Raw genomic sequence first — 26,084 nt, 5'->3', positions numbered from 1 at the left:
TTTTGTTGTTAAAATTTACTAAAATTTAGGCTGGATCAACATCTTTTTTCTATTTTTAAAAGTTGAAATATTTTTGTTAGAAACAGTCTTTAAAATTAAATTATGCCACATACACATATCTCCGGAGACAACATTATAAGTTTGCAAAACGCAAAGATTGCGCAAAAAAACTTTACTGTACTTTCTGATGTAAATCTTAACATTAAAAAAGGTAGATTCTGCTATCTTATCGGAAAAACAGGTTCCGGAAAAAGTTCCCTTCTGAAAACGCTCTACGGACATATTCCGTTGGCATCAGGACACGGAGCTGTTGTAGGATTTGACCTGGCAAAGCTAAAGCCGTCTGATATTCCTAACCTAAGGAGAAAACTAGGAATTGTATTCCAGGATTTCCAGTTGCTTTCAGACAGAACCGTTGAGAAAAACTTAAAGTTCGTTCTTGAAGCTACAGGATGGAATGATAAAGTAAAAATGGAAGACCGTATCAACGAGGTTTTAGGAAGTGTGAACATGAAAAGTAAAAAGCACAAAATGCCTCACGAACTTTCAGGGGGAGAGCAGCAGCGTATTGCCATCGCAAGAGCTCTTCTTAACCACCCGGATCTTATTTTAGCAGACGAGCCTACAGGAAACCTTGACCCTGAAACTTCCAACGAAATTATGACGCTGTTAAAGCAGGTTGCCCTTGAAAACGGTGCTGCAGTAGTAATGGCAACACACGATTACCACATGATCCAAAACTTCCCTGGTGAAGCCATCAGATGTGAAGACGGAAAAGTTTCTGTATTGGATACTTCAGAATTATTTGAATAAGAATATAGGGATGAAGAAAAGTTGGAATTAACTAACTTCTTTACTTAAAAACATGAAACTCTTTGGTGAGTTCAAGATATTGGTCCGAGTATTGTCTCGGACTTTTTTCTATAATAAAGTCAGACTCGTTGATTTCTTTTTCTTTTGAAGAAAATTCCAGAACCAGTCTTTTAGTCTTTGAGTTTTCAATTCCTTTGATATTGATTCTACGATTCAGAAACAAACCATTTTCTTTTCCCACTGAAATAAAAACTTCGCCTGCCTCAACAGGAATAATGACTGAAAAAATTCCGATTACAGACAAAAGCTGTGATGCCTTGGTTATTAACTGTATAAAGTTTAACTCCACGGTCTGCCGTGCAATTTTATCCTTCTCAGACCCAGATTCCTCAAAATAGGGAGGATTGGAAACGATCCGGTCAAAACGCTCTTCCGTTTCAAAAGTTTTAAAATCCTGAAACTTATTTTTTAACCTTGCATCAAAAGGAGAATTTTCAAAATTGAGTTGGGTAAGCCTGGCAGCATCCTCATTAATATCCAGCCCTAAAAATACCGCCTGCGGATTTCTTTGTGCCAGCATAAGAGAAATCAATCCTGTACCGGTACCTACTTCCAGTATTTTGAAAGCATTTTCAACGTCAGCCAATGCACCAAGCAGAACACCGTCTGTTCCCACACGAAAGACGTTTTTAGACTGCTGAATCTGAAACTGCTTAAAAGTAAAAGGCTTCACTATAAATTGGTAGGCAGTGTAATAATAAATGTGGACCCCTTCCCTACTTCAGATTTTACAGAGATCTCCCCCTTATAATCTTCAATCATTTTTCTTACCATAGATAAGCCAAGCCCCATTCCACTGTTTTTAGAAGTAAAATTCGGTTCAAAGATTCTCTCATACATATTTTCAGGAATTCCGATTCCGTTATCCTGAACAGAAATAATCACTCTTCTCTGATGCTGTTCCACATCTACATTGATGATGAGTTTTCTTTCATCACTTTCAGCCTGTTTTGCATTGGTCACAAGATTGGTGATGATTCTGGAAAGGTAAATCCTGTCCATATTGATCATAATATTGCTCTTGTTGGCATGCATAAAAATACTGTCATCATTGAATACACGGAGAATATCTTCCACTTCTGTATTCAGATTGATCACTTCATTATTTTTTTCAGGAAGTTTTGCAAATTCGGAGAAAGCTGAAGCCACAGTGGCAATCAGGTCTATCTGATCTACAATTGTTTTACTCATCTGCTTTACCCTCTCTCTGATATTCGGATCTTCCGGGTCAAATTTTCTTTCAAAATTCTGAATAGTCAGTTTCATGGGTGTTAACGGGTTCTTCACCTCATGGGCTACCTGTTTTGCCATTTCTCTCCATGCTTCTTCAGATGCTTTAAACCGGAGCCTTTCTTTCTGATCCTGAATCTGCAGAATCATTCTGTTATAAGCTCTTGCCAACGCATTAAGCTCATCATTTTTATAATATCTGATAGGACGCATTTCATTTTCAAACAATGTAATACGGGTAATCATATCAGAGAATTTCGTAATGGTCTTTGCAAGGCTGTTAGAGGTCACCCAGCTGATCCAGATGCTGAATAAAATAAGGAAAATATCTACTAAAAGAATATATTTTACATACTGGTGAAGAACATCCAGATAGGCAGATTCATTATGATATAAAGGAATATAAACAATCCCGACCGGTTCCAGTTCATTGTTCTTCAGTAAAAGATAAGAAGAGGTAAGCTTGGCATCTTTAGCCGTGTCATATCTTACCATATCAACTCTTGCGTCGGTTGCCAGAATTCTATTTACAATCTCTATCGGAATTGTTTTCTGATCTATTAAAGCTTCATCTTTATTGGAAAGCAGATAATTACCTTTGAGGTCATAAATAACAATATCATGCTGATTAATATCTGCAATTTCAAAAATTTTATTTCCTAAAACTTTGGGAAGATCCTGTGTTTCTACAAGAGTCTGGCTTACCGCATAGTCCAGATACCGCATTACAGCATTGGTTTTCTCCTGCATGTCAATATTACTTTGCTGCATGGAATTATTCCTCAATACAAAGTATGGAACAAGTGATGTAGCCACTACACTTAAAAAACATACCAGGAGGAAACCAAAAAACACACGGTTTCTTAAGCTATATCCTTTATATTTATTAATTGACATTCTACTTTTTAATTAACCTAGCAATATACTTACCAATAATATCAAATTCCAGGTTTACTTTGTCACCAATTTTCAAATGTTTCATATTGGTAAATTCCCATGTGTAAGGAATAATAGCTACAGAGAACTGTGCATCTTCACTTTTTGCCACTGTAAGACTGATTCCGTTTACCGTGATAGAACCCTGTGGCACTGTCACAAAACTGCCGTCACTATCATACTTCATAGTAATAAAATAACTTCCGTCTTTATTTTCAATTCCTACTACTTCACCGGTTTTATCCACATGTCCCTGAACGATATGGCCATCCAGCCTCCCATCCATCTTCATGCATCGCTCCAGATTCACCACGGTACCCAATTCCCATTTTCCAAGGTTTGTTTTTTCCAGTGTTTCGTTAATAGCGGTTACCACATACTGATTGTCTTTTATTTCAACAACCGTGAGGCAGCAGCCGTTATGGGCAAGGCTCTGATCAATTTTTAATTCGTTTGTGAAAGGGCATGTCAAGGTAAAATCTATATTGCTTCCTTTTTCTTCAATCTTCTCAATAACACCAACTGCTTCAATAATTCCTGTGAACATATTATTTTTTGCTAAATTTGTAAATTATAATCTTCAAAGATAATCAAAATGAGCCCAAAAAACCATAAAGTACGAGTAGGAATTTCAATCGGTGATTTCAACGGCATCGGCCCGGAGATCATTATGAAGTCTCTGAAAGACAAAACCATTACAGATTTTTTCACTCCTGTAATTTTTGGCTCGGGAAAATTATTCACTTATCAGAAAAATATTTTCAAGCTGAATCTTAATTTCAACTACGTTAACGAAGCTTCACAGGCTCAGGCGGGGAAACTTAATATGGTTAACCTTACCAAAGAAAATGTCAATGTGGAATTAGGAGTTCCTACGGAAGAATCCACGAAAATGGCAATAGATTCTCTTGAAGCAGCTACTGAAGCTTTGATCAAAGGAGATATTGACGTTCTTGTAACAGCTCCCATCAATAAGGATGAGATGGTGAAAATGGGTTTTAAACACGCCGGGCATACAGGATATTTTGAAGAAAAATTCAACAAAAAAGGACTCATGTTCCTGGTGACTGAAGATCTGAAGGTAGCCGTTTCTACCCACCACATTCCTATTGCGCAGATTGCTGAAAATATTTCCAAGGAAAAAATAAAGAAACAGATCAGAGTATTAAACCAGACATTAATAGAAGATTTCTGCATTCAAAAACCTAAAATTGCGGTACTGGGATTAAACCCTCATGCAGGAGACGGCGGTGTTATCGGAAATGAAGAAATCGAGATCATCAGCCCGGCCATCAAAGAACTTTCTGATAACGGAATATTAGCCTTTGGTCCTTTCCCTGCCGACAGCTTCTTCCAGCCAAGTAAATATAAAAATTTCGATGCTGTTTTAGCCATGTACCACGATCAGGGATTAGCTCCCTTTAAAACATTAGCTTACGAAGAAGGGGTAAATTACACTGCAGGACTTCCATTTATCAGAACATCTCCGGATCATGGAGTGGCCTATGATATTGCGGGAAAAAATATAGCCGATGAGCAGAGCTTTACAGAAGCTATCTTCACAGCAATTAAAGTTTTCAAGAACAGAATTGAATACAGCGAACTGATGAATAACCGCCTGCAGCCAAGAAAAATGGTTGTAGACAACGGAATAGATGAAGATCTACCGGAGGAAACTGAAGCATAAATCTTTAAAACAAATTTTAAATTAATTTGTTTCAGATTTTATTTGTTATTATAAAAAAAATGCATATTTTTGCACACTCATTTTATGGACAAGTTAAGAAACTATGACGTAAGCTTTTCCGGACTGAAAATCGGAAAACACGAGTTCAGGTTTGAGATAGATAAAACGTTCTTTCAATTATTTGACACTGAACAGGAATTTACAAATCCTAGAATAGAAGTACATGTATCACTTGATAAGCATACTACTTTTTTAGAATTTGAGATAAAAATTAAAGGATTAGTGGAGTTGGTTTGTGATATTACAAACGATAATTTTGACTATCCTATTGAGAATGAAATCAAAATTTTGGTGAATTTCGGGGAAGAATACGATGACAGCAATGAAGATGTCATTACTATTCCCAGTACAGATCACGCCTTTAACGTAGCTCATCTGATCTATGAAAATGTGATGCTTTCTATACCGATGAAAAAAATCTCACCGAATGTAAGTGATGAAGATCTTCAGATTCTTGATCAGTTCAGTCCTAAAGAGATTGAGGAAAATGAAGAAGAACATGAAAGTGATCCCCGATGGGACGCTTTAAGAAAGTTAAGAGACAATAATTAAATAGAATAATTTAAATATGATGAGATGATGAATCTCATCGCTCATCAATTAAAAAAGTTATTAGAAAATGGCACATCCAAAGAGAAGACAATCGTCCACAAGAAGAGATAAGAGAAGAACTCACTACAAAGCTGTAGTTCCTCAATTAGCTAAAGATGCAACAACAGGAGAGCTTCACCTATACCACAGAGCTCACTGGCATGAAGGAAAACTTTACTACAGAGGTAAAGTAGTATTGGAAAAAGAAGTAGCTGCTACTGAAGAAAACTAAGAGACGCTTTTCACCGAAAAAGCCTCATTTTAATACAAAAACCGCCCAATTTTGATAAAATTTGGCGGTTTTTTGTTGTTTTTTACGTTTTTTTGGTATCTTTGAGCCAAAATCAAATATCAAATTTATGGACATTAAAGACATACAAAATCTTATCAAGTTTGTATCTAAAGCTGAAGTATCAGAGGTGAAGTACAAAACTAAAGATTTCGAAATCACTATTAAAACTCCATTAGCTGGAAGCGATGCTGTTTATGCACAACCTGCAGTATACCACACTGCTCCGCAGGCAGTAGCTGCTCCTGCACCTGCTGCAACTCCTGCTGCTGCACCTGCTGAAAAAGCTGAAGCAGCATCTGATGACAGCAAATATGTAACGATCAAGTCTCCAATGATCGGTACTTTCTATAGAAAACCATCTCCTGACAAAGACGTATTTATTAACGTAGGTGACGAAGTTTCTGCCGGTAAAGTAGTTTGCGTTATTGAAGCAATGAAATTATTCAACCAGATTGAATCTGAAATCAGCGGAAAAATCGTTAAGATTTTAGTTGACGATGCTACTCCTGTTGAGTATGATCAACCTTTATTCCTAGTAGATCCATCTTAATTTAGAAGTTAGATGTTAGACATTAGATGTTAGATTAAATTCTACATTAAAATAACATTATCTAATTTTCAAATTATCTAATTTTCAAATTGAAGAAGATGTTCAAAAAAATATTAATAGCCAATCGTGGCGAAATTGCAATGCGTATTTTACGTACTTGTAAAGAAATGGGGATCAAAACCGTTGCGGTATACTCTACTGCTGATAAAGACAGTCTTCACGTAAGATTTGCTGACGAAGCGGTATGTATCGGCCCCGCAATGAGTAAAGACTCATATCTTAAAATTCCAAACATTATTGCTGCTGCCGAAATCACCAATGCAGACGCGATTCACCCAGGTTACGGATTCTTGTCTGAGAATGCTAACTTTTCAAGAATCTGCCAGAAGAATGGTATCAAATTTATTGGTGCTTCTCCAGAACAGATTGAGAAAATGGGAGATAAAGCAAACGCTAAGGCTACCATGAAAGCAGCAGGTGTACCGTGCGTACCCGGTTCTGACGGATTGATCGAATCTTACGAGCACGCTGTAAAAGTAGCAGAAGAAACAGGATACCCTGTAATGATTAAAGCTACTGCCGGTGGTGGTGGAAAAGGGATGAGAGCTGTTTGGAAAGCTGAAGACCTTAAAGACCACTGGGAGTCTGCCATTCAGGAAGCTGTAGCGGCCTTCGGAAACGGAGGGATGTACATGGAAAAACTGATTGAAGAGCCCAGACATATTGAAATTCAGGTTGCCGGTGACCAATTCGGTAAAGCCTGCCACCTTTCTGAAAGAGACTGTTCCGTACAGAGAAGAAATCAGAAATTAACCGAAGAAACACCTTCTCCGTTCATGACAGATGAACTTCGTGAGAAAATGGGTGAAGCCGCTGTAAAAGCTGCTGAATTTATCGGATATGAAGGAGTGGGAACGATCGAATTCCTTGTAGACAAGCACAGAAATTTCTATTTCATGGAAATGAATACAAGAATCCAGGTAGAACACCCTATCACTGAGCAGGTAATTGATTATGACCTGATCAGAGAACAAATTCTTCTTGCTGCAGGAACTCCTATTTCAGGAATTAACTATTATCCTAAATTACATTCAATTGAATGTAGAATCAACGCTGAAGATCCTTACGCAGACTTCAGACCGTCCCCAGGAAAAATCACAGGATTAAACATCCCTGGAGGACACGGAATCAGAGTAGATACACACGTGTATTCCGGATATACAATCCCTTCTAATTACGACTCTATGATTGCTAAGCTTATCACTACGGCTCAGACCCGCGAGGAAGCTATTGCAAAGATGAGACGTGCTCTTGAGGAATTCTATATTGAGGGCGTAAAGACAACGATTCCTTTCCACAGACAGCTGATGGACAATGAAGATTACCTTTCAGGAAATTACACTACAAAATTCATGGAAGATTTTGTAATGGACAGAAAATATGATAATCACTAAGATTATTGAAAAACAAACAATGAAACTGCCTCTTTCTGAGGCAGTTTTTATTTTGTTTCATTCATAGAGAAAGTATTTAAGCAAGATATCATAAAGGTTATCATAGTACTCTACCATCTATCGTGAATAAAAATTAATAAAGAAGCGAAAATAAAAAACCTGCCGTAAGAAAGATATAATACCTAAAAACTACCTTTCTAAAAACAAAATATTTTCTAATACGACATGATTCCACCTAAAAACTACTTCAATTATATCCCAAAACCTTACTGCGCATTTGTTCATCCATATCATTAATATTGTGTAATTTTGTTGAAAATCAAAAAAATATGTCAACAGCAGAACAAACAAAAAACTCACAGTATTTTATTGACCTTGAAGACAAACATGGAGCGCACAATTACCACCCTCTTCCAGTAGTTCTGGATCGTGGAGAAGGTGTTTTCGTTTGGGATGTAGAGGGCAAAAGATATTATGATTTTCTTTCAGCATATTCTGCCGTGAACCAGGGGCACTCCCACCCTAAAATTGTAGGCGCTTTAGTAGAGCAGGCTCAAAAGCTGGCTTTAACATCAAGGGCGTTCTACAATTCCAAATTAGGAGAATACGAACAGAAAATTACAACTCTTTTCGGTTTTGATAAGGTTTTACCAATGAACTCCGGAGCTGAAGCTGTGGAAACAGCCGTAAAACTGGCAAGAAAATGGAGTTATGAAGTAAAGGGAATTGCAGAAAACGCAGCAAAAATCATCGTTTGCGAAAATAATTTCCACGGAAGAACTACAACTATTGTTTCTTTCTCTAATGATCCGGATGCCAACCAAAACTACGGACCTTTTACCCCTGGATTTATCAAAATTCCTTATAACGATATCAATGCTTTAGAAGAGGTTCTTAACAGAGATGCCGCAAATATTGCCGCATTCCTGGTAGAACCTATTCAGGGAGAAGCGGGTGTATATGTTCCGGATGAAAATTTCCTTAAAAATGCTTCTGAGCTTTGTAAAAAACACAACGTTCTTTTCATTGCAGACGAAGTTCAGACCGGAATTGCGAGAACAGGAAAACTAATCGCCTGCCATCACGAAGAGGTACAGCCGGATATTTTAATTTTAGGGAAAGCGCTTTCCGGAGGAATGTATCCTGTATCTGCAGTTTTAGCGGATGACAGCATTATGAATGTTATCAAGCCCGGACAACACGGCTCTACATTCGGAGGAAACCCGATTGCCTGTGCAGTGGCAGTAGCAGCACTGGATGTTGTAGCTGAAGAAAAGTTATCTGAAAGAGCTGAAGCTTTAGGACAGTTATTCAGAGCTGAAATTAACAAGTTAATTGAAAAGACGGACCTTATTACCAAAGTAAGAGGAAAAGGACTTTTAAATGCTATTCTGATCAATGACACCCCAGAAAGCTCTACCGCCTGGAACCTTTGCTTACAGTTAAAAGAAAACGGACTGCTTGCAAAACCTACACACGGTAATATTATCAGACTGGCACCGCCATTGGTAATTACTGAAGAGCAATTGCTGGATTGTGTGAAGATTATTGAAAAGACTATTCTCGAGTATAAATAGATGGCTCTTTCCCTTGCAATCATTACTTATAATGAAGAAGAAAATATCGTAAGATTATTAGATTCTCTGGCAGATACAGCCGATGAAATTATTATTGTTGACAGCTTTTCTACCGATAATACCAAAGAGATCTGTACGCAGAAATATCCTCAGATCAAATTCTTTGAGAAAAAATTTAATGGGTATGGTGAACAAAAAAACCATGCCCTTCATCTATGCTCCCATGAATGGGTTCTGTTTCTGGACGCTGACGAAGTTCCCGATGAGGATATGAAAAGATCCATAAAAAAGATCATTTCTTCAGAAAATACAGAATTCAATGTATATAATGCCAAATTCAACAATCATCTCGGTATTCACCTGATCAGGTACGGAGGCTGGGGAAGCGTATGCCGTGAAAGGCTTTTCAGAAAAAAGTATGCCCGATATTCTGATGATAAAGTACATGAATTTCTGATCACTGATCAGAAATCTGGGCTGCTGGATGGCAAACTGGATCATTACACGTATAAAAGCATTCATCATCATGTCTCGAAAGTCAATAAGTATTCTGATATGATGGCGGAAAAGATGTTTGAAAGAGGAAAAAAAATAAACAGGTTCAAAATTATTGTAAGCCCTGTTTTTGAGTTCACCAAAGTATTTATTTTCAAACTGGGCTTTCTGGACGGTTTTCCCGGGTTTTATATTGCTAAAACAATGTCTTATTACACCTTTTTGAAATATATAAAATTGCGAGAAAAAATCAGACTGGCAGAAATAGAAAGGGAAAAAAACAGAATAAAATAGCATGATTTTTTATCTTATTCTTATGGTGCTGGCGGTATTTATTGTCCTGTATTTCCGTCTCTATCTATTTGCTTTTCCGCATAACAGACTGGTTATTCTTATGTATCATCAGATAGAAAAAGAAAGCCACGAAGATCTTACGGTCAGCCTGCAAAACCTTGAACAGCAGTTCTCTTATTTAAGCCGCAAAAAATATACTTGTCAGTTCTTTTCTGAGCTTACTGCTTCCACTAAAAAAAATATCATCATCACCTTTGACGATGGCTACAGGAATAATCTTGAATACCTCCCGTCCTTACTGAAAAAATACAATCTGAAGGCAACTATTTTTATCCCCACAGGATTCATACAAGACGGATATAAAAATTATCAGATGATGACCTTTGATGACATCAGAACGCTGGACAAAGATTACTTTGAAATAGCCCTTCATACGCATTCCCATGAAAACCTGAAAAACAGAACACTGGATCTTATAGAAAAAGATCTAGAAAAGAACATGAACATTCTTGATGCACAAAATATAGCCTACTCCAAGGTTTTGGCATATCCTTTTGGCAAGTATCCCAATAAAGAAGAGGAAAAAAATGCCTTTTTTTCCGTTTTAAAAAAAATAGGAATTGATTTTGCAGTAAGAATTGGAAATAGAGTTAATTACTACCCAACCCGGCATCCGTATGAACTATGCAGAGTTGATATAAAAGGTAAAGATTCGATCATAAAGTTCAAATTAAAACTTATCTTTGGAAGATTAAAACTATTTTAAAAAAACAATTTTAAAGGGGTATTTTACGTACTTCTCTATCAAACAAATCGTTGTGATGAATATAAGTGGTTTAATCATAACATATAATGAAGAAAAAAATATACAGGATGTCCTGGAGTCTTTTGATTTCTGCGATGAAATAATAGTAGTAGACTCTTTTAGTACGGATAAGACTGTAGAAATTGCAAAGAAATTCTCTAATGTAAAAGTAATTCAAAATAAATTTGAAGACTTTACAAAGCAAAGAAATCTGGCTCTGGATGCTGCAAAAAATGACTGGGTTTTATTTTTGGATGGAGATGAAAGAATTACCCCGGCACTGAAGCAGGAAATTATTAATGAGCTGAATAAACCCGGGCAAAAAGATGCCTACTTTTTTTACAGGAAATTCTTTTTTGCTCAGAAACCTATTCATTTTTCAGGGACACAGGGAGATAAAAACTTCAGACTGTTCAGAAAATCGAAGGCCAGATACATGGCAGATAAAAAAGTGCATGAAACACTGGAAGTCAACGGAACTGTTGGGATTTTAAAAAATAAATTACTACATTACTCCGTTTCAGATTATGAATCCTATAGAAAAAAGATGATTCATTATGGAGTTTTAAAGGGGAAAGAACTGGCTGCAAAAGGGAAAAAGTACAGTGTTTTAGTTCAATATCTTAAAACAGCTTTTAAATTCTTTAAGGCCTATATAATGAGGCTAGGCATTCTAGACGGAAAAGAAGGATATCAGTTATCTTATCTGCAATCTTTAAGCGTTTATGAAACCTACGAATCATTAAAAAAAGAGCAAAATTAGTTGAATGAAGATTTGTATCATTAGTTATGATTTTTGGGATTATGATAAGTATATTGTTGAGACATTATGCAAACGGGGTATTGATGCCCATCATATAAAGATCAGTACCGTTACTCATTCCAACTTCAATGAAAGAGCTGTCAATGCTTTAAGCAAAACTTTTTTAAATAAAAATCTTAAGACTGAAAAAAGACAGAAATATGTTCTGGATTCTCTGGAAAGACTAGGACATCAGGATCAGATTCTTGTAATGAATCCGGATACATTTGATCTTTCTACCCTTCAAAAAATCCGCAAGTATACAGACCGCCTGGTTACTTACCTTTATGATAACCTTGAAAGAGTGCCTGTAGAAGATAAACTGTATCTTTTTGACAAAGTATTTTCCTTTGATTATATAGATGTTAAAAAACATGGTTTTGAGAAACTGACCAATTATATTTATCTGCCGCACTGCAAGAAAGAAGACCAGCGCCCTGAAATGGATCTTTTCTACATTACCTCTTACGATAACAGAAGAGTAACCCTTATAAAACTTCTCGCCAAAAAACTGATTGAACAGGGACTGAAATTCCAGATTATGATCATCGGAAAAAAATCATGGAAACATCAGCTGACGAATATGTTCATTACGGTGCCTAAAAATCTTTTCCTGATTTTCAGTATAAAAAAGATTCCTCATAATGATCTTCCCAAATATTACAAAAATGCAAAAGTTTTACTGGATCTGATGCGCGAAGGACAGTATGGGCTTAGCTTCAGAGTATTTGAAGCCATGGCTCTGGAGAAGAAAATCATTACTGATAATGAAGCTATTAAAACATATGATTTTTACAATCCCAATAATATTTTGATTTTAAACAAAAATAGTAGTAATCTTGACAAATCTTTCTTTGAAACGCCTTATGAAAAAATTCCTGAGGAAATCTATGCACGATACACTCTGGACAGCTGGATAGAAAGAGTTTTTCAATTATCCTAAACATTGTGACCTGAAAATCATGCTTACACATACAGATCAATCAAAAATAATTATATTTTGTCCTCCAAACAGTGTTACCGGAGGCCCGGAAGCTTTGCATCAATTTGCTGACAAGCTGCACCATTTAGGAATTACAAATGTTTTCATGCATTATATTCCTCAAAGAAAAAATGCTAAGCCCGTCAATTACAATGTTTACACTACCAAAGAAATTGAAATTGTAGAAGATAAACCCGAAAATATTCTAATCATCCCGGAATCTATGACTTTTCTTGTAAAAAAACACCCTGAAAGTCAAAAGGTTATCTGGTGGCTGAGCGTAGATTTTTACAAGATCCTGATGGATCACAGAATACGGAGACAAAGCATCTTCACGAAATTATTTTATAAACAGAATGATAAAGAATATCATTTTGAACATTTACCTAATGTCTATCAGTGGGCACAGTCTTACAGATCTTCAATATATATAAAAGACCATGGCATTCCTTCCAGCCAGATAGATTTTGTTTGTGATTATATTAACCCAAGCTTTTTAAAAAATACGGGCAGAATCCAAAAAGATCTTTCCAACAAAACGATTCTATATAATCCCCGAAAAGGAAAAAAAGAGCTTTCTGAACTGATTAAGAATTCTCCTGATTTACAGTGGATTCCCGTACAAAATATGAATGCAGATCAAATTCAGGATTTGATGGCAAAATCATTACTCTATGTAGATTTTGGTGAAAATCCCGGAAGAGATAAAATGCTCCGTGAATCTGTATCTCAGGATTGCTGTATTATTTCCGGAAGAAACGGATCTTCAGCTTTTTATGAGGATCTGATGATTCCTGACGAGTACAAATTCAACTTTAGTGAAAAGGCAATTCCCGAAATTATTGCAAAAATAAAAGACGTTTTGAACCACTATCCTGATCATATTTCGCAGTTCAGCACCTATAAAAATATGGTTTTGAATGAAGAAATTGCATTTGAAAATAAGCTGAAAGAAATATTTAAAAAATGACGTCAAAGAAAATTACTTTAATTTACCCTTTTGCGTATGGCTATCTAGATTTTGTTGTTCAGGAGCTGAGTTCTCATCATAATATTGTGGTCACTGATATTAAAACAGATACTATAAAATATAAGTACCCCAATATTTTTGTAAAAGTCTGGAATGGCATTACCAAATTATTTGGAAGTAACATAAAAAAGAAATATTTCAATCAGCAGATTTTAGACCGGATAAAAGAGAAGCAGGATATTATTTTTGTGATCAGACCCGATATGCTGGATGATTCTTTATTAAAACAGTTAAAGAGTAATACAGAGACATTTACGGCGTATTTATATGACAGCTGTAAAAAATTTCCTAGACAGCTTGAAATTGCCCATTTTTTTGACGAAATTTACTCGTATGAAAAAGGGGACATTAAAAAATACAACTTTATTGAAACGTCTAATTTCATTTATGATGAGACGTTAGAACCGGAAGAAATAAAGTATGACATTTTCAATGTTTCGTCTTATGATTCCAGAATTGATGAAATCAATGCGGTTTCAACAGCTTTGGCTGAAGGAGGATTAAGTATTTATTTTGTATTATTTTGGTATCAAAAATTAGAATATCCTCATTTAATTTCAACCACAAGATATCTTTCACTTGATGAAACCAAGAAATTGATTGCCCAGTCTAAAGCAATGATTGACATTCAGAGAAAAGATCAGAAAGGATTATCTTTCAGAACGTTTGAAAGTTTAGGATACAGAAAAAAACTCATTACAACCAACACAGCAGTACAAGAATATGAATTTTATCACCCTAATAATATATTGATCATAGACAGCAACCGCATAAATACGGATGAGATTAAAAATTTTCTGAAGCTTGATTACCAGGAAATTTCTCAGGATATTATTGATAAATACAGTGTCCGAAACTTTACAAAGAAAATATTCAAATTATAAAGATCATGGGTATCAAAAGAAAAATAAAAAATTATATATACTTAAAAAGGCATTATCCTTTATCAGTAAAGAACATTATTCCTGATCCCAATAAAAAGAATGTTCTCATCGTAGACAGCCAGATTCCTACATTTGATAAAGATTCTGCGTCTAACAGGATTACCGAAATTGCCAAGTTTCTGGCTAAGCACTATAATGTGTATCTGATGGATTGGAGAAAGGCTATTCCAAAACTAGAATCGAAAAAATATATTCAGAATCTGAATGATCACAATGTAATGGTTTATACTCCTTTTATAGGTCAGTATGGCATTATGAAAGGTAAAAAGCACTTCATCAATAACCTTCTTCCAACACTGGACTTTGTATGGTGCCACAGACCTGAACTTTTTGAACATTATTTGGATTTTTTCAGAAAAAAGGCTCCACAAGCCAAGATTGTTTACGATATGGTAGATATCCATTATCTGAGAATGGAAAGAGGTCTTGAAATAAAATATGATAAGAACAGAGCCAAGGAGCTTGTCTATTATAAACATATAGAAACTGAACTTTGCAAGCAGGCTGATAAAATCGCGGTGATAAGCGATAAGGAGAAAGAGTTTATGACTGCCTTTGTAGATCCGTCTAAACTTTTTACGGTAAGCAATGTTCATAATTTAAAAGTGAAACCTGAAGATATGCCGTCATTTGAAAAAAGGGAAGGTATTTTCTTTATAGGTACTTTTTTGCATGATCCTAATGTGGATGCGGTAGAAATCCTTTATCATCATATTATGCCTTTGGTGTGGAACGTATTACCAGATCTTAAGATCACCATCATAGGTTCGAAAGCACCTGAATCTATTGAAAAAATGAATTCTGAAAGGTTTGAAATTGCAGGCTTTGTCGAAGATATTATCCCTTACTACGAAAAATGTTTTGCTTCTGTTTCTCCATTGAGATTTGGAGCAGGGGTAAAAGGTAAAATCGGCCAGGCTTTAGAATACACCCTTCCGGTATTAACTACTGAAATTGGTGCTGAAGGTATGTTTTTGGAAAACGGAGTTACTGCCTTAATTTCAGGAAATGAAGATTATCAAAAATTTGCAGATAATATTATTGAAATCTGTACCAATGAATCTACCTGGAATACACTGCATAATAATTCTGAGAAAGCCATTTATCCATTTTCTATTGAAGCGCAGAAAGAAGAGATTTTTGAGCTGCTTAAATAAAATCATAAAAAAATGTTTCCCATACCGCGGAAACATTTTTTATTCTATTTTTGTAAAGATCAGCAATTTCTAAATCACTGTTTTATGATCAATGATTACTGATTTTCTTATAAATTACAGCAAGTTCATCAGCACTTTTCTTCCAGGAAAACAGCTTAGAGCGTTTCAATCCTTTTTCTGAATATTCTCTTCTCAAATTTTCATTTGCATATAAATTCAGCATTGTTTGCGATAGCGCATCATCATCATCAGGGCTTAACATAATTCCAGCATCACCAACCACTTCCGGTAAGGATGAAGTATTGGATGTTACTGTGGCCACACCGCACTGCATAGCTTCTAAAGGAGGCAGTCCAAATCCTTCGTAAAAAGACATATAGTAAAAAGAGTGAGCATGGCTGTACAAGCTAGCGAGATCTTCATCCGGTACTCTTCCTGTGATGATAATTTTATCCTTTAATTCCTGAGCATTATTGTATTCATTAAAAATCTTATCATAATCCCATCCTTTAGCACCCACTAATACCAACCCTAAGTCATCAATGTTATTTTCTTTAATAACCCTGATAAAATTACGGATCACAAAATCTACATTTTTTCGTGGCTCTAAAGTTCCTACACTTAAAAAGTATTTTTTCGGAAGATTATATTTCTCTTTTATTGAGTTAAATTTCTCGGCGTCGTTACATACATAAAAGAGGGATTCTGAAGCAGCCAGTAAATTAACAAAGATATGATCAGGATTGAGATGAGGAGCATAGTTAAGCAAGTCTTTTTTGGTATTTTCTGATACACAGACCGCATATCCGTCTTTACCTATACTTTCTATAATATTCTTGATAAGATCAGCATTAAAGTGCAGATCGGGAAACATAATAGGTATTAAGTCATGGATGGTTACCACTTTTTTTAGATTTTCATACTTCCTGACTTCATGATTAATAGGATAATAAAAGGAATGAAAAATTTCAGCTTTGCTAAAAACCTCTTCAAAATGGACATTTTTATAATTATAAATTCCCATTTTATGGTAAAAGTGACGGAAAAGCTTTTCTTTTCTTAAGGGTAAAAAAGGTCTTCTGTATCTATGGTTTGCCTTTTTTACTGATAGGGAGTTTTCAGAAAAAAAATGATCAATTTCTTTGGTAGAGGTCTCGTTGTGAAGTACACTAAGGTGAGCGTAGAACACTTCAATAGCCTTATTCCTGCTTAGTTCCCGAAAAAAGGCCAAAGTAACCCTGAAAATTCCGGTCCTGTTATCCTTGTAGAAGTCTGCTATAACATCTGCGTCTAAGATTACTTTTATACTCATAGGATATTTATACAATAGTGTCGTAAAAAGAGTTTTGCTGCTCCTGTCTCTTAATTTCTTTAATATGAAGCAGACACATGGAATAATCTGATGCCGGAAGACCTGCAATTTTTTTATAATTACAAAGTTTTTCATGCACCTTATTCTCCCATTTGATACCTCTGTTAAGTTTAAAAATACGATGCTGATAATCCGGAAAATTGATATATCCTTTATCATTTATCTGCCAGTTCCAGCGTTCTATGTGCTCATCGGTAATTCCGTTTACAATATTAATCCTGGGAACCATGAAAACGTCTTTTTTCCTTTTTTTAAACAGATAAGGTTTTAGTTTTTCCATCAGAGAGGACTCAGGTATCTCATCTGCGTCAATTTGAAACAAATAGTCTTTTCGGGCAACTTTTATCAGATTATTTTTGAATGTTGCAAAATCTCCATCAAGCCGTGCTTCAATTCGGACAATTCTATTACCATATGTATCAAGAATGTCGGCAACATTTTGATTCTTATGGGTTACATCCTGTAAAACAATAACCTCATCATTTTTATCTATGGCAGGGAGCAAAGCATTTAAAAGTCGGATAATTTCATCAGCTTCATTGTTCACCGTTATACCGTAAGAAATGCTCACGAATTTTTTTAAAATTTTTCTAATGACTTTCATAGGGCTAATTATAAATTATCGGGTAGTTACCTGCAAAGTGAACAAAGTAATTGTCTGCAATCAAATTTTTTACAAATCTTTTATATTTTTTTGTAGGCAGCATGCAATAGTTATTCTTTTTATAAAAATACTTTTTTATGAATTTTGAAATATTTTTTTCATCAGCATCAACGTGATTTCCCTCATGCGTTCCTTTTATTTTATACATAACCTGAACATTAAATTCAGCAGGCAATGCTTCAAACCAGCCGTTGACCTGTGAAATATATGCAAAAGGAGTTTCTTCAAAACTATTGAATTCTCCCTGGTTATGTTCAGAAAAATAATAATCTTTAAATGTATCGGCGATTTTCTGCGGACGGAAAACAAAAACTCCTCCGTTTATACTTCCTTGTAACATAGGGTGAGCATCAAAGTGCCTATCCGTAAAATATATTTCAGAAGTTTCTTCTAATATTCTTGGGATATGTCCCCATGTTTTATCAAATTCTTCCGTCCCGCGCGGATCAAGGACTGCTCCAAAGTATTTGTTCTCGGGAAGGTATTCAAATACAGACGGTGCTTTTTCTGAAATAGTGATATCAAGATCCAAAAATAAAACAATATCATACTGTTTTGTCTGAAATGGGATCAGTAATTTTTGTGATAATAAAGGGCGATAAAAAGTATCATCCAGAGGTTTGTCGAGAATAATCAGATCTGCTCCACATTTTTGCGCATACTTTTCAAACTGAACCTTATTTTTACTAAATATTTTGCGATATTTTTCTCCAACGATAAAAAGGCAGATTGCTTTTTTCATTTATAATTTTCAATAATTATCTGTTGCAAAAATACATTTTAAAAAGATAAGGATATATGAAATGTGTACTGCATTTATCTTTTATACATAATTTATAAAAATCAGCTCCAAAATTGCAAAAAACCGCCTCAACTGAGACGGTTCTTCGTTGTAAAATATCAATATTTTTAGTTAGTATGCATAGAATTCAATTCCTTCTGCAACATAACCTGATGGTTTTACGCTGGATCTTGAATAATAATGATCTTTACCATTCCAGTATCTGTAGATAGGAACTGTATTAGGCTGCTGAGTAGCAAAAGCATTAAATTCAATTCCTTCGTCTACATATCCCTGATAATATCCCGGAGTTTTTGTATAATAATGATCTTTACCGTTATAATATCTGTAGATAGGAACTGTATTGGGAGCCTTATACAAGAATGCATTAAACTCGATTCCTTCAAACGAATATCCGCTGTAGCTTCCCGGAGTTTTTGTATAATAATGATCCAATCCGTTATAATATCTGTAAACCGGAATGGTATTGAACTCCATATACACTTTATTATCGATCAGATACTGATCCACGTACGCTTTAAGCTGCGCTTTTTTAGCAGCATCTTTCACTAAGTCATAGATGATAACCAGTCCGTTGCTTCCAAAATCTACCAATACTGAGTTGCTTGTATTTGAGCTGTTCTGCCAGTTTGAAAAATTAATTTTAGGGTTGGTCTGATCAAGATTCAGTTCTCCCAGTAAGCCTTTTGAAGGATCTCCCCCTCTTGTTTTGAATGATAACTTCTTAGAATAGTTCATAGATGATTCTGACGTGTTCACATCATTGGTTACATCTACATCAAAGATGTCTTTCATCCCCACTTTTACTCCAATTCTTGCAGCACGGTCACGGCTCTGGCTTCTTGTTTCTGCCTGGAATAAAACATCCAGTTTTGCACCTGTATAGATGTCTAGTGTTACGTGAGTTCCGTAATCCTGTACAATTTGCTGCGGAGTTTTTGTCTGTAAATCCTGAACAAATTCCGGAGTAAGATAGTCTCCCAACATATCTGTAGTGGCATTGAAACGCACTCTTTTTTGTTTAATCGTAAGATTGTAGCTTCCGTAAATATACTTTCCTTCAAACTTGTTATTGGTTGTTACGGCAGAATTAAAGCCTACCGAAAGTGTTTTCTTGAATAACGGAATACCTGCAGTAGCATTCACTTTGGTAGAAACCATTTTAGAATAAGATTCAGCATTTTCACCATATTCTTCAGTGTATTCCTGCGAAAATGTGTTCTCGCTGATCAGTCTGTTGGCCTGCTCCACTTTAAAACGGTCGATATCAATGACTTTAAAACCGGCTGCTGTTGCATTGGCATATTCACCGGCAACATTATAACCATGTCCCAAGACATCATAAATTCCGTCTCCTGCAAATTTGGCAGCTGACAAACTGTTACTGGTCTTTGCTGCAGGACTTTCCGGGGTTACCTCACTGTTCAGTTCTTCTGTAGAACAGGAACTCATAAAAAGCATCAGTACACTACTGACGCAAAATAAAATTTGCTTTTTCATAGATTATTTAAAAGTTTTTGCAAATATAATATTCAACAGTAAGTGAAAAAACAATTACATCATGATATATATCATTGTTTAGTGAATTTAACAAATCATTAATAGATGCTTAATAAAAGCTTTTCCTGCCAATATTAAATGAAAATAACTCAAATGCCATCTTAGTAATTTCCATATTAAATCGTATTGATGCTTGAATAAATTGAAGTATTGGTATTTAACCCCATAACGGTATTCTAAAATATAAAAAAATAGCAAATTTTCTTTAAATAATTTTAAAAAAATCCCAAATAAATGAAATAAAAGTAAAATCAAAACATCTTAAAAATCCTTTAATATTGATATTTTAATAAATAATTAATCACAAAATAAAGAAATAAAATTTATATTTGCCGCTGAAAATTTATCCTGATAATGATTCTGCAGTTTTCTATTCTTCGTTTAGAATTCAATTAGCAGGACAAGAAATTACAAACAGATAACAAATAAACGGACAGACATGAAAAGAAAATCATTCAAATTAACAAATCTTTTATTGGCAGTATCAATTGGAGCTACTATGCTTTCTTGTACAAATGACAGCATAGAAAATTCGCATGAAATGAGAACAACAGAAACAGCATCTGGCTTAGCGAACAAAATAGGTAAATTCAGATCAGATGAAGAAAAAAGAATCTCATCCGAGTTCAAAAGTTTTGCAACTGGCTCTACATCTAATAATGTAGAAAAAAATGCCATCTTCTATCATGATTTAAAACTAAAATCCGTCTATAAGGAAAGAGAAACGTTTAAATTTACAAGTCTTCAGAATCTGGCAGACGAAATCAACTTCCTGGTATTATTTGATAAAGAAAAAGCAGAAAATTTATTCCAGAAGTACTCCAACTATTTACGAAAGTCTATTTATACAGTGGAACCAACACTTGACTATGAAACAGCTATCACTACTGATATCAACGAACTGTCTACTATCAAGTCTGACAATTCAACAGGAAAATACATAGGAGTCGTTTCAGTAAAGGAAGGTGTTTTATTATCTAATGGAGTATATAACATTACATGGCATGTAGGGGTAGAAAAGCACAAGGATGATATAGGACTTACATTTTATCGTAACTTCACACAACTTGGATCTAATGCATATGTTAATGGGCAGTGGGTTTTGTATCCTAGTTCTATGCGTCCCGCACTAGATGCCTATGCAGAATTCTTTGGTTCTGGAATCGGAGAAATTGAGACTCTTGGATTTTTATCTGACTACGGAAGTGTCATACGAAATACAGGAGGCAAACAAAATTATGTGTGGAAGCCTAGCAGAGGAAAAATAGGAGGTACATTTACAACCACTGTAAACGGAAACGAATATAAACTTGAAGGAGCTTCTAATTTTCAATGGTAATAATTTAGCAAAGTAATAAAAAGGCAAGTCTTCAGACTTGCTTTTTTATTTTAGATACTACTTAAAAAAACTCATTAAAATTAAGTTCCACAGAACACTTAAAAACTAGAAATTAAGTAAATTTGCAAAAATTAAAAATTGAAATGGAGAAAGTAAGAGTACGTTTTGCTCCAAGTCCTACAGGGCCATTACATTTGGGAGGCGTAAGAACCGCATTATATGATTATCTTTTTGCTAAAAACCAGGGAGGAGAATTTGTATTGAGAATTGAAGATACAGATACTGCCAGATATGTAGAAGGTGCTGAAGAATATATTGAAGAAGCATTGGAGTGGTGCGGAATCATCCCTGATGAAAGTCCTAAAAAGGGAGGAAAGTTTGCTCCTTACAGACAATCTGAAAGAAGAGACATCTATGATAAATATACAGAGCAGATTCTAAAAACAGAATATGCTTACATCGCTTTTGATACAGCAGAAGAATTGGATGCAATTCGTGCCCAGTATGAAGCGAAAGGTGATGTATTTTCCTATGACAATAAAACCAGAAACGGTCTTAGAAACAGCCTTACCCTTTCTGAAGATGAGGTTAAACGATTGCTGGATGAAAAAACACCGTATGTAGTACGATTCAAAATACCTGTTGACAGAGTATTGAATCTGGAGGACATTATCCGTGGAAAATTTTCAGTCAATACCAATACCTTGGATGATAAAGTTCTGGTAAAGAATGACGGAATGCCAACCTATCACTTTGCCAACATCATTGACGACCACGAGATGGAGATCTCTCATGTAATCCGTGGAGAAGAATGGCTGCCATCGTTAGGACTTCACACCTTATTATATGAAGCAATGCAGTGGGAAGCACCACAGTTTGCCCACTTATCTTTAATCTTAAAGCCAGAAGGGAAAGGAAAACTAAGCAAAAGAGACGGGGATAAATTCGGGTTTCCGGTATTTCCGCTTGATTTCAAAGATCCTGCAACAGGACTTGTATCTAAGGGATACAGAGAAAACGGATATCTTCCTGATGCTTTCATCAATATGGTAGCATTATTAGGCTGGTCTCCTGCTGACGATAAAGAAATTCTCCCATTAGAAGAGATGATCAAAGAATTTGATCTTCATAAAGTGCACAAAGCAGGTGCCAGATTCAGTAAAGAAAAATCTGAGTGGTTCAATCATCAGTATCTTCAGATGAAAACTGATGAAGAACTTCTTCAGATTCTTAAAAATACCGATCTTGATCTGTCCGGTGCTTCTGATGAAAAACTACTGAAGGTAATTCACCTGATGAAAGAAAGAGCAACTTTCCCGAAAGACATTTACGAAAACGGAAAATTTTTCTTTGAATCTCCGGTTTCTTATGACGAAAAAGCATCAAAAAAAGCATGGAATGAAGAAACATCTGCCATTTTAGGAGAATTGGCAACAGCTTTTGAATCTACGGAATTCATCGCAGAAACCTTAAAGCAAAAGATGCATGATTTCGCGGAAAGCAAAGGATTAGGTATGGGTAAAGTAATGATGCCACTGCGTTTGTCTTTGGTTGGCGAACTGAAGGGTCCAGACGTTCCGGACATTCTGGAAATCCTTGGTAAAGAGGAAAGTATTGCCAGAATAAAGAATGCTATAAATAATTTTAACTAAAATAACCATAATTTTTCATACATTTGAAAGATTTAATTTACTTCAAGAAATGGAATATTTAAGTTTCGAACTTCCTATCAAAGAATTGATGGATCAATACCAGACGTGTTCTTTAGTAGGAGAAGAAAGTGGTGTTGATGTAAAATTAGCATGCAGCCAGATTGAGGATAAGATTTTAGAAAAGAAAAAAGAAATCTATGGAAATCTTACACCTTGGCAAAGAGTACAACTGTCCCGTCACCCGGATCGTCCTTACACACTGGACTATATTAACGGAATGGCAGATAAAGGCAGTTTCTTAGAACTTCATGGAGACAGAAATTTCGCTGATGATCCGGCAATGATTGGAGGATTGATTACCCTTGATGGTCAAAAAGTAATGATCATAGGGACTCAAAAAGGAAGAACGACTAAAGAAAGACAGCACAGAAGATTTGGAATGCCAAATCCGGAAGGATACAGAAAAGCTTTAAGACTTATGAAGCTAGCTGAAAAATTCAATATCCCTGTAGTAACATTGGTAGATACACCGGGAGCATATCCAGGACTGGAAGCTGAAGAAAGAGGACAAGGTGAAGCCATTGCAAGAAATATTTTTGAAATGGTTCAGCTGAAGACACCGATCTTCACTTACATCATTGGAGAAGGTGCCAGCGGTGGTGCACTAGGAATAGGTGTAGGCAATAAAGTATATATGCTGGAAAATACATGGTATACGGTAATTGCTCCGGAAAGCTGTTCTTCTATCTTGTGGAGAAACTGGGATCATAAAGAAGATGCAGCCAACGCATTGAATCTTACTCCGGCAGATGCCCTAAGAGAAAAGTTCATTGATGGAATTATTGAGGAACCGCTTGGAGGTGCTCATTATGATCAGGAGGCAACTTATCTGAACCTGAAAAATTCAATCCTACAAAATATCAAAGCTTTTTCCAAATTTACCGGACAGGAGCTAGAAACGCAGAGACAGGACAAATTCATTGCAATGGGTCAGTTTAAAGGATAAAAAATAAAACGGTTAAGGAATTATTTCTTAACCGTTTTTTCTTTAGTTTTCTTCTGTATTATTTTATCTATTCTGAAACATTGAGTGCAATTTCAATATCCTGAGTAATTTTCTTCAAAGAAGAGTACTTTGCGTCACATACAACTGTTGTCATCACATATTCTCCTTTATCCACCAGAATAAAGTTTTCTCCTTTTGCAGGAACGGTGAGGTTATAATATTTTTTACCGCTTATCTTCACAATAAGATTACAGGCAGATCTGTTTTTAATATTGACATACGCTTCATTCTTGTTGACATCATTATTAAAGAGATGGGTAAGCATAGCAGCTCTTCTTTTGTTTTCCTCACTTGGCTCAGCTTTAGATCCGGCAGAAGAGGCACCTGCGCTTTTTGCAGCTCCTGCAGAACCCACCGCTGCGTAGGTTGTTCTTCTTTCTTCTTTAAGAGCTTCTATAGCCGCAGCCGTATTGTTGGAAACAGGTTTACCGTTAACTGTTTTTGCAGCATTGGTGGCAACTGTTTTCCCACTGTTCAGCTCGTTATTTTTTACAATATTTTCAATTTTCTCCTTGCTGATAGGTTTAATGGTGGGCTTGGCTTCCGGAGAATTGTCCGCCATGATGATCTCAATAAGTCTTCTTTTAAAATAATCTGTTTTAGCATGCCCGGGATTCTGTTTCAGAAAGCCGGCAATTACTCTGGCCTCCTTTGAAATTTCAGCCTCCTGCTCTGTATAGATAATTACCGTTTCTTTTTCAACAACGGCTTTAGATTTTGTTTTTTTCTTTTTTTGGGAAAATCCAAGAGAGAAAATGCATATAAATAGAAGAAAGAAGATTTTTTTCATTAATCAAATCTTTAAAATAGTATTAAATATATTAATAACGTGAAAAGTCATTTTTTAGTTTATCATTAAAATCATTATCTTTGCACTGCTCTAAAAGTAAGCTAAAAATTAATACTAATCTTAAATAAAAAAATAATACATATTATGTCTTATACACCAGTTGCTGCAGACGTAGCTAAATTAAGAAACCAAACAGGTGCAGGTATGATGGACTGCAAAAAAGCTCTAGTTGAAGCTGAAGGAGACTTCGAAAAAGCGGTAGATATCCTTAGAAAAAAAGGACAAAAAGTTGCTGCTAACAGAGCTGACAGAGAATCTTCTGAAGGAGCTGTAATTGCAAGAGTAAACGAGGACAACACTTTAGGTGTAGTAATCTCTCTAAACTGCGAAACTGACTTCGTTGCGAAAAACGAAGCGTTCATCGAGCTAGCTTACGAAATTGCTGAAATGGCTATCTTCGCAGCTACTAAAGAAGAGCTTTTAGCTACTGACTTCCACGGAATGACTGTTGCTGAAAAATTAATTGAGCAAACAGGAGTTATCGGCGAGAAAATCGAAATCGGATCTTTTGAAAGAATCCAGGGAGATTTCTTAGGAGCTTACATCCACGCTGGAAACAAAATTGCTGCAATCTCTTCTCTTTCTGCTAAAGTAGACGGAGCTGACGAAGCTGCTAAAGCTGTTTCTATGCAGGTTGCTGCTATGAACCCAATCGCTTTGGACGAAACAAGAGTTTCTCAGGAGACTATTGATAAAGAATTAGAAATTGAAAGACACAAACTTACTGAAGAAGGTAAGCCTGCAAACATTATCGATAATATCCTTAAAGGTAAAATGCAGAGATTCTACAAAGACAACACTTTGGTACACCAGGATTTCATTAAAGACGGAAGTATGTCAGTTGCTGATTACGTAAAATCTGTAAATGCAGACCTAAAAGTAACAGGATTTGTAAGAGTAAGCCTATAAGCTGTCCCTTTCAAAAAAATATAGAATCCCGGTGAAGTTCACCGGGATTTTTTATTACGGAAAAACATGTGATTATTAACGCAATATGAAGGGAATTTTAAATATTCAGCA

At 35.5% G+C, this 26,084-nt stretch carries 26 protein-coding genes; 18 read left to right on the top strand and 8 right to left on the bottom strand.

Features of this window, described 5'->3' with window-relative positions:
• Nucleotides 1–102: 102 nt before the first annotated feature.
• The gene (locus BLW74_RS00425) at nucleotides 103–813 is read left to right on the top strand and encodes a cell division ATP-binding protein FtsE (protein WP_089689521.1); all 711 of its coding nucleotides are present in this window, start codon (nucleotides 103–105) and stop codon (nucleotides 811–813) included.
• Between the two features lie 40 nt (nucleotides 814–853).
• On the opposite strand, the gene BLW74_RS00420 is transcribed toward BLW74_RS00425, so the two are convergent.
• The 3 genes from BLW74_RS00420 to BLW74_RS00410 are packed head-to-tail and all read right to left on the bottom strand — an operon-like array spanning nucleotide 854 to nucleotide 3,586.
• The gene (locus BLW74_RS00420) at nucleotides 854–1,546 is read right to left on the bottom strand and encodes a tRNA1(Val) (adenine(37)-N6)-methyltransferase (protein ID WP_089689520.1); all 693 of its coding nucleotides are present in this window, start codon (nucleotides 1,544–1,546) and stop codon (nucleotides 854–856) included.
• Entirely contained in the window at nucleotides 1,546–3,000 is a 1,455-nt protein-coding gene (locus BLW74_RS00415) for a sensor histidine kinase (RefSeq protein ID WP_089689519.1), read from the bottom strand. Before BLW74_RS00415 ends, BLW74_RS00420 begins: the two co-directional genes overlap by 1 nt.
• Before the next feature lies 1 nt (nucleotide 3,001).
• Complete coding sequence (locus BLW74_RS00410; RefSeq protein WP_089689518.1) at nucleotides 3,002–3,586, bottom strand: riboflavin synthase; 585 nt, start codon at nucleotides 3,584–3,586, stop codon at nucleotides 3,002–3,004.
• A 48-nt stretch (nucleotides 3,587–3,634) separates the two neighbouring features.
• On the opposite strand from BLW74_RS00410, the gene pdxA reads away from it, so the two are divergent.
• From pdxA to BLW74_RS00345, 13 genes are all read left to right on the top strand, one after another.
• A complete protein-coding gene (gene pdxA, locus BLW74_RS00405) occupies nucleotides 3,635–4,726 on the top strand; it encodes a 4-hydroxythreonine-4-phosphate dehydrogenase PdxA (protein WP_089689517.1) in 1,092 nt (363 codons plus the stop codon).
• 84 nt (nucleotides 4,727–4,810) lie between these two features.
• Nucleotides 4,811–5,338, top strand: coding sequence for a YceD family protein (locus tag BLW74_RS00400; RefSeq protein WP_089689516.1), 528 nt, complete (start codon nucleotides 4,811–4,813; stop codon nucleotides 5,336–5,338).
• Between the two features lie 67 nt (nucleotides 5,339–5,405).
• Nucleotides 5,406–5,609: a 50S ribosomal protein L32 gene (gene rpmF / locus BLW74_RS00395; RefSeq protein ID WP_002976251.1), complete on the top strand. Its 204-nt coding sequence runs from the start codon at nucleotides 5,406–5,408 to the stop codon at nucleotides 5,607–5,609.
• 127 nt (nucleotides 5,610–5,736) lie between these two features.
• Entirely contained in the window at nucleotides 5,737–6,219 is a 483-nt protein-coding gene (gene accB, locus BLW74_RS00390; protein ID WP_089689515.1) for an acetyl-CoA carboxylase biotin carboxyl carrier protein, read from the top strand.
• Nucleotides 6,220–6,317: 98 nt separating this feature from the next.
• Entirely contained in the window at nucleotides 6,318–7,673 is a 1,356-nt protein-coding gene (gene accC / locus BLW74_RS00385; RefSeq protein WP_062675730.1) for an acetyl-CoA carboxylase biotin carboxylase subunit, read from the top strand.
• A gap of 329 nt (nucleotides 7,674–8,002) precedes the next feature.
• A complete protein-coding gene (rocD, locus tag BLW74_RS00380) occupies nucleotides 8,003–9,250 on the top strand; it encodes an ornithine--oxo-acid transaminase (protein WP_089689514.1) in 1,248 nt (415 codons plus the stop codon).
• A complete protein-coding gene (locus BLW74_RS00375) occupies nucleotides 9,251–10,039 on the top strand; it encodes a glycosyltransferase family 2 protein (protein ID WP_089689513.1) in 789 nt (262 codons plus the stop codon).
• Between the two features lies 1 nt (nucleotide 10,040).
• Nucleotides 10,041–10,805: a polysaccharide deacetylase family protein gene (locus tag BLW74_RS00370; protein WP_089689512.1), complete on the top strand. Its 765-nt coding sequence runs from the start codon at nucleotides 10,041–10,043 to the stop codon at nucleotides 10,803–10,805.
• Between the two features lie 55 nt (nucleotides 10,806–10,860).
• Nucleotides 10,861–11,607 (top strand): glycosyltransferase family 2 protein, encoded by a 747-nt coding sequence (locus BLW74_RS00365; RefSeq protein WP_089689511.1) that lies wholly within the window; start codon nucleotides 10,861–10,863, stop codon nucleotides 11,605–11,607.
• 4 nt (nucleotides 11,608–11,611) lie between these two features.
• Complete coding sequence (locus tag BLW74_RS00360; RefSeq protein WP_089689510.1) at nucleotides 11,612–12,589, top strand: WaaS/CpsH family glycosyltransferase; 978 nt, start codon at nucleotides 11,612–11,614, stop codon at nucleotides 12,587–12,589.
• A gap of 19 nt (nucleotides 12,590–12,608) precedes the next feature.
• Nucleotides 12,609–13,598, top strand: a complete 990-nt coding sequence (locus tag BLW74_RS00355) for a hypothetical protein (RefSeq protein ID WP_089689509.1) — start codon at nucleotides 12,609–12,611, stop codon at nucleotides 13,596–13,598.
• Complete coding sequence (locus BLW74_RS00350; RefSeq protein WP_089689508.1) at nucleotides 13,595–14,542, top strand: WaaS/CpsH family glycosyltransferase; 948 nt, start codon at nucleotides 13,595–13,597, stop codon at nucleotides 14,540–14,542. The genes BLW74_RS00355 and BLW74_RS00350 overlap by 4 nt, the downstream gene beginning before the upstream one ends.
• 5 nt (nucleotides 14,543–14,547) lie before the next feature.
• Nucleotides 14,548–15,759: a glycosyltransferase gene (locus tag BLW74_RS00345; RefSeq protein WP_089689507.1), complete on the top strand. Its 1,212-nt coding sequence runs from the start codon at nucleotides 14,548–14,550 to the stop codon at nucleotides 15,757–15,759.
• An 88-nt stretch (nucleotides 15,760–15,847) separates the two neighbouring features.
• On the opposite strand, the gene BLW74_RS00340 is transcribed toward BLW74_RS00345, so the two are convergent.
• From BLW74_RS00340 to BLW74_RS00325, 4 genes are all read right to left on the bottom strand, one after another.
• Nucleotides 15,848–17,071 (bottom strand): glycosyltransferase family 4 protein, encoded by a 1,224-nt coding sequence (locus BLW74_RS00340; RefSeq protein ID WP_167358354.1) that lies wholly within the window; start codon nucleotides 17,069–17,071, stop codon nucleotides 15,848–15,850.
• A 7-nt stretch (nucleotides 17,072–17,078) separates the two neighbouring features.
• On the bottom strand, nucleotides 17,079–17,735 hold the full coding sequence (locus BLW74_RS00335) for a glycosyltransferase (RefSeq protein ID WP_089689505.1): 657 nt from the start codon (nucleotides 17,733–17,735) through the stop codon (nucleotides 17,079–17,081).
• Between the two features lie 4 nt (nucleotides 17,736–17,739).
• Nucleotides 17,740–18,537: a hypothetical protein gene (locus BLW74_RS00330; protein WP_089689504.1), complete on the bottom strand. Its 798-nt coding sequence runs from the start codon at nucleotides 18,535–18,537 to the stop codon at nucleotides 17,740–17,742.
• Nucleotides 18,538–18,708: 171 nt separating this feature from the next.
• The gene (locus BLW74_RS00325; RefSeq protein WP_089689503.1) at nucleotides 18,709–20,097 is read right to left on the bottom strand and encodes an MAC/perforin domain-containing protein; all 1,389 of its coding nucleotides are present in this window, start codon (nucleotides 20,095–20,097) and stop codon (nucleotides 18,709–18,711) included.
• Between the two features lie 499 nt (nucleotides 20,098–20,596).
• On the opposite strand from BLW74_RS00325, the gene BLW74_RS00320 reads away from it, so the two are divergent.
• The 3 genes from BLW74_RS00320 to BLW74_RS00310 all read left to right on the top strand — a co-directional run bounded on the left by BLW74_RS00320 (nucleotide 20,597) and on the right by BLW74_RS00310 (nucleotide 24,154).
• Entirely contained in the window at nucleotides 20,597–21,496 is a 900-nt protein-coding gene (locus BLW74_RS00320; RefSeq protein ID WP_089689502.1) for a hypothetical protein, read from the top strand.
• Nucleotides 21,497–21,639: 143 nt separating this feature from the next.
• Nucleotides 21,640–23,148 carry a glutamate--tRNA ligase gene (gene gltX / locus BLW74_RS00315; protein WP_089689501.1) on the top strand — a complete coding sequence of 503 codons (1,509 nt, stop codon included), beginning with the start codon at nucleotides 21,640–21,642 and terminating at the stop codon, nucleotides 23,146–23,148.
• Nucleotides 23,149–23,197: 49 nt separating this feature from the next.
• Nucleotides 23,198–24,154, top strand: coding sequence for an acetyl-CoA carboxylase carboxyltransferase subunit alpha (locus tag BLW74_RS00310; protein ID WP_089689500.1), 957 nt, complete (start codon nucleotides 23,198–23,200; stop codon nucleotides 24,152–24,154).
• A gap of 67 nt (nucleotides 24,155–24,221) precedes the next feature.
• Here the strand turns inward: BLW74_RS00310 and BLW74_RS00305 are convergent, their stop codons facing one another.
• Complete coding sequence (locus tag BLW74_RS00305) at nucleotides 24,222–25,004, bottom strand: DUF6759 domain-containing protein (RefSeq protein ID WP_089689499.1); 783 nt, start codon at nucleotides 25,002–25,004, stop codon at nucleotides 24,222–24,224.
• A 144-nt stretch (nucleotides 25,005–25,148) separates the two neighbouring features.
• Between BLW74_RS00305 and tsf the strand changes: the two genes are divergently transcribed.
• Entirely contained in the window at nucleotides 25,149–25,973 is an 825-nt protein-coding gene (tsf, locus tag BLW74_RS00300) for a translation elongation factor Ts (protein WP_089689498.1), read from the top strand.
• Nucleotides 25,974–26,084 lie beyond the last annotated feature (111 nt).

Source organism: Chryseobacterium culicis (genome assembly GCF_900108365.1).
GTDB classification, from domain to species: domain Bacteria; phylum Bacteroidota; class Bacteroidia; order Flavobacteriales; family Weeksellaceae; genus Chryseobacterium; species Chryseobacterium culicis.
The sequence above is the reverse complement of the archived record's forward strand: the minus strand, read 5'-3'. Positions and strand labels throughout refer to the sequence as shown.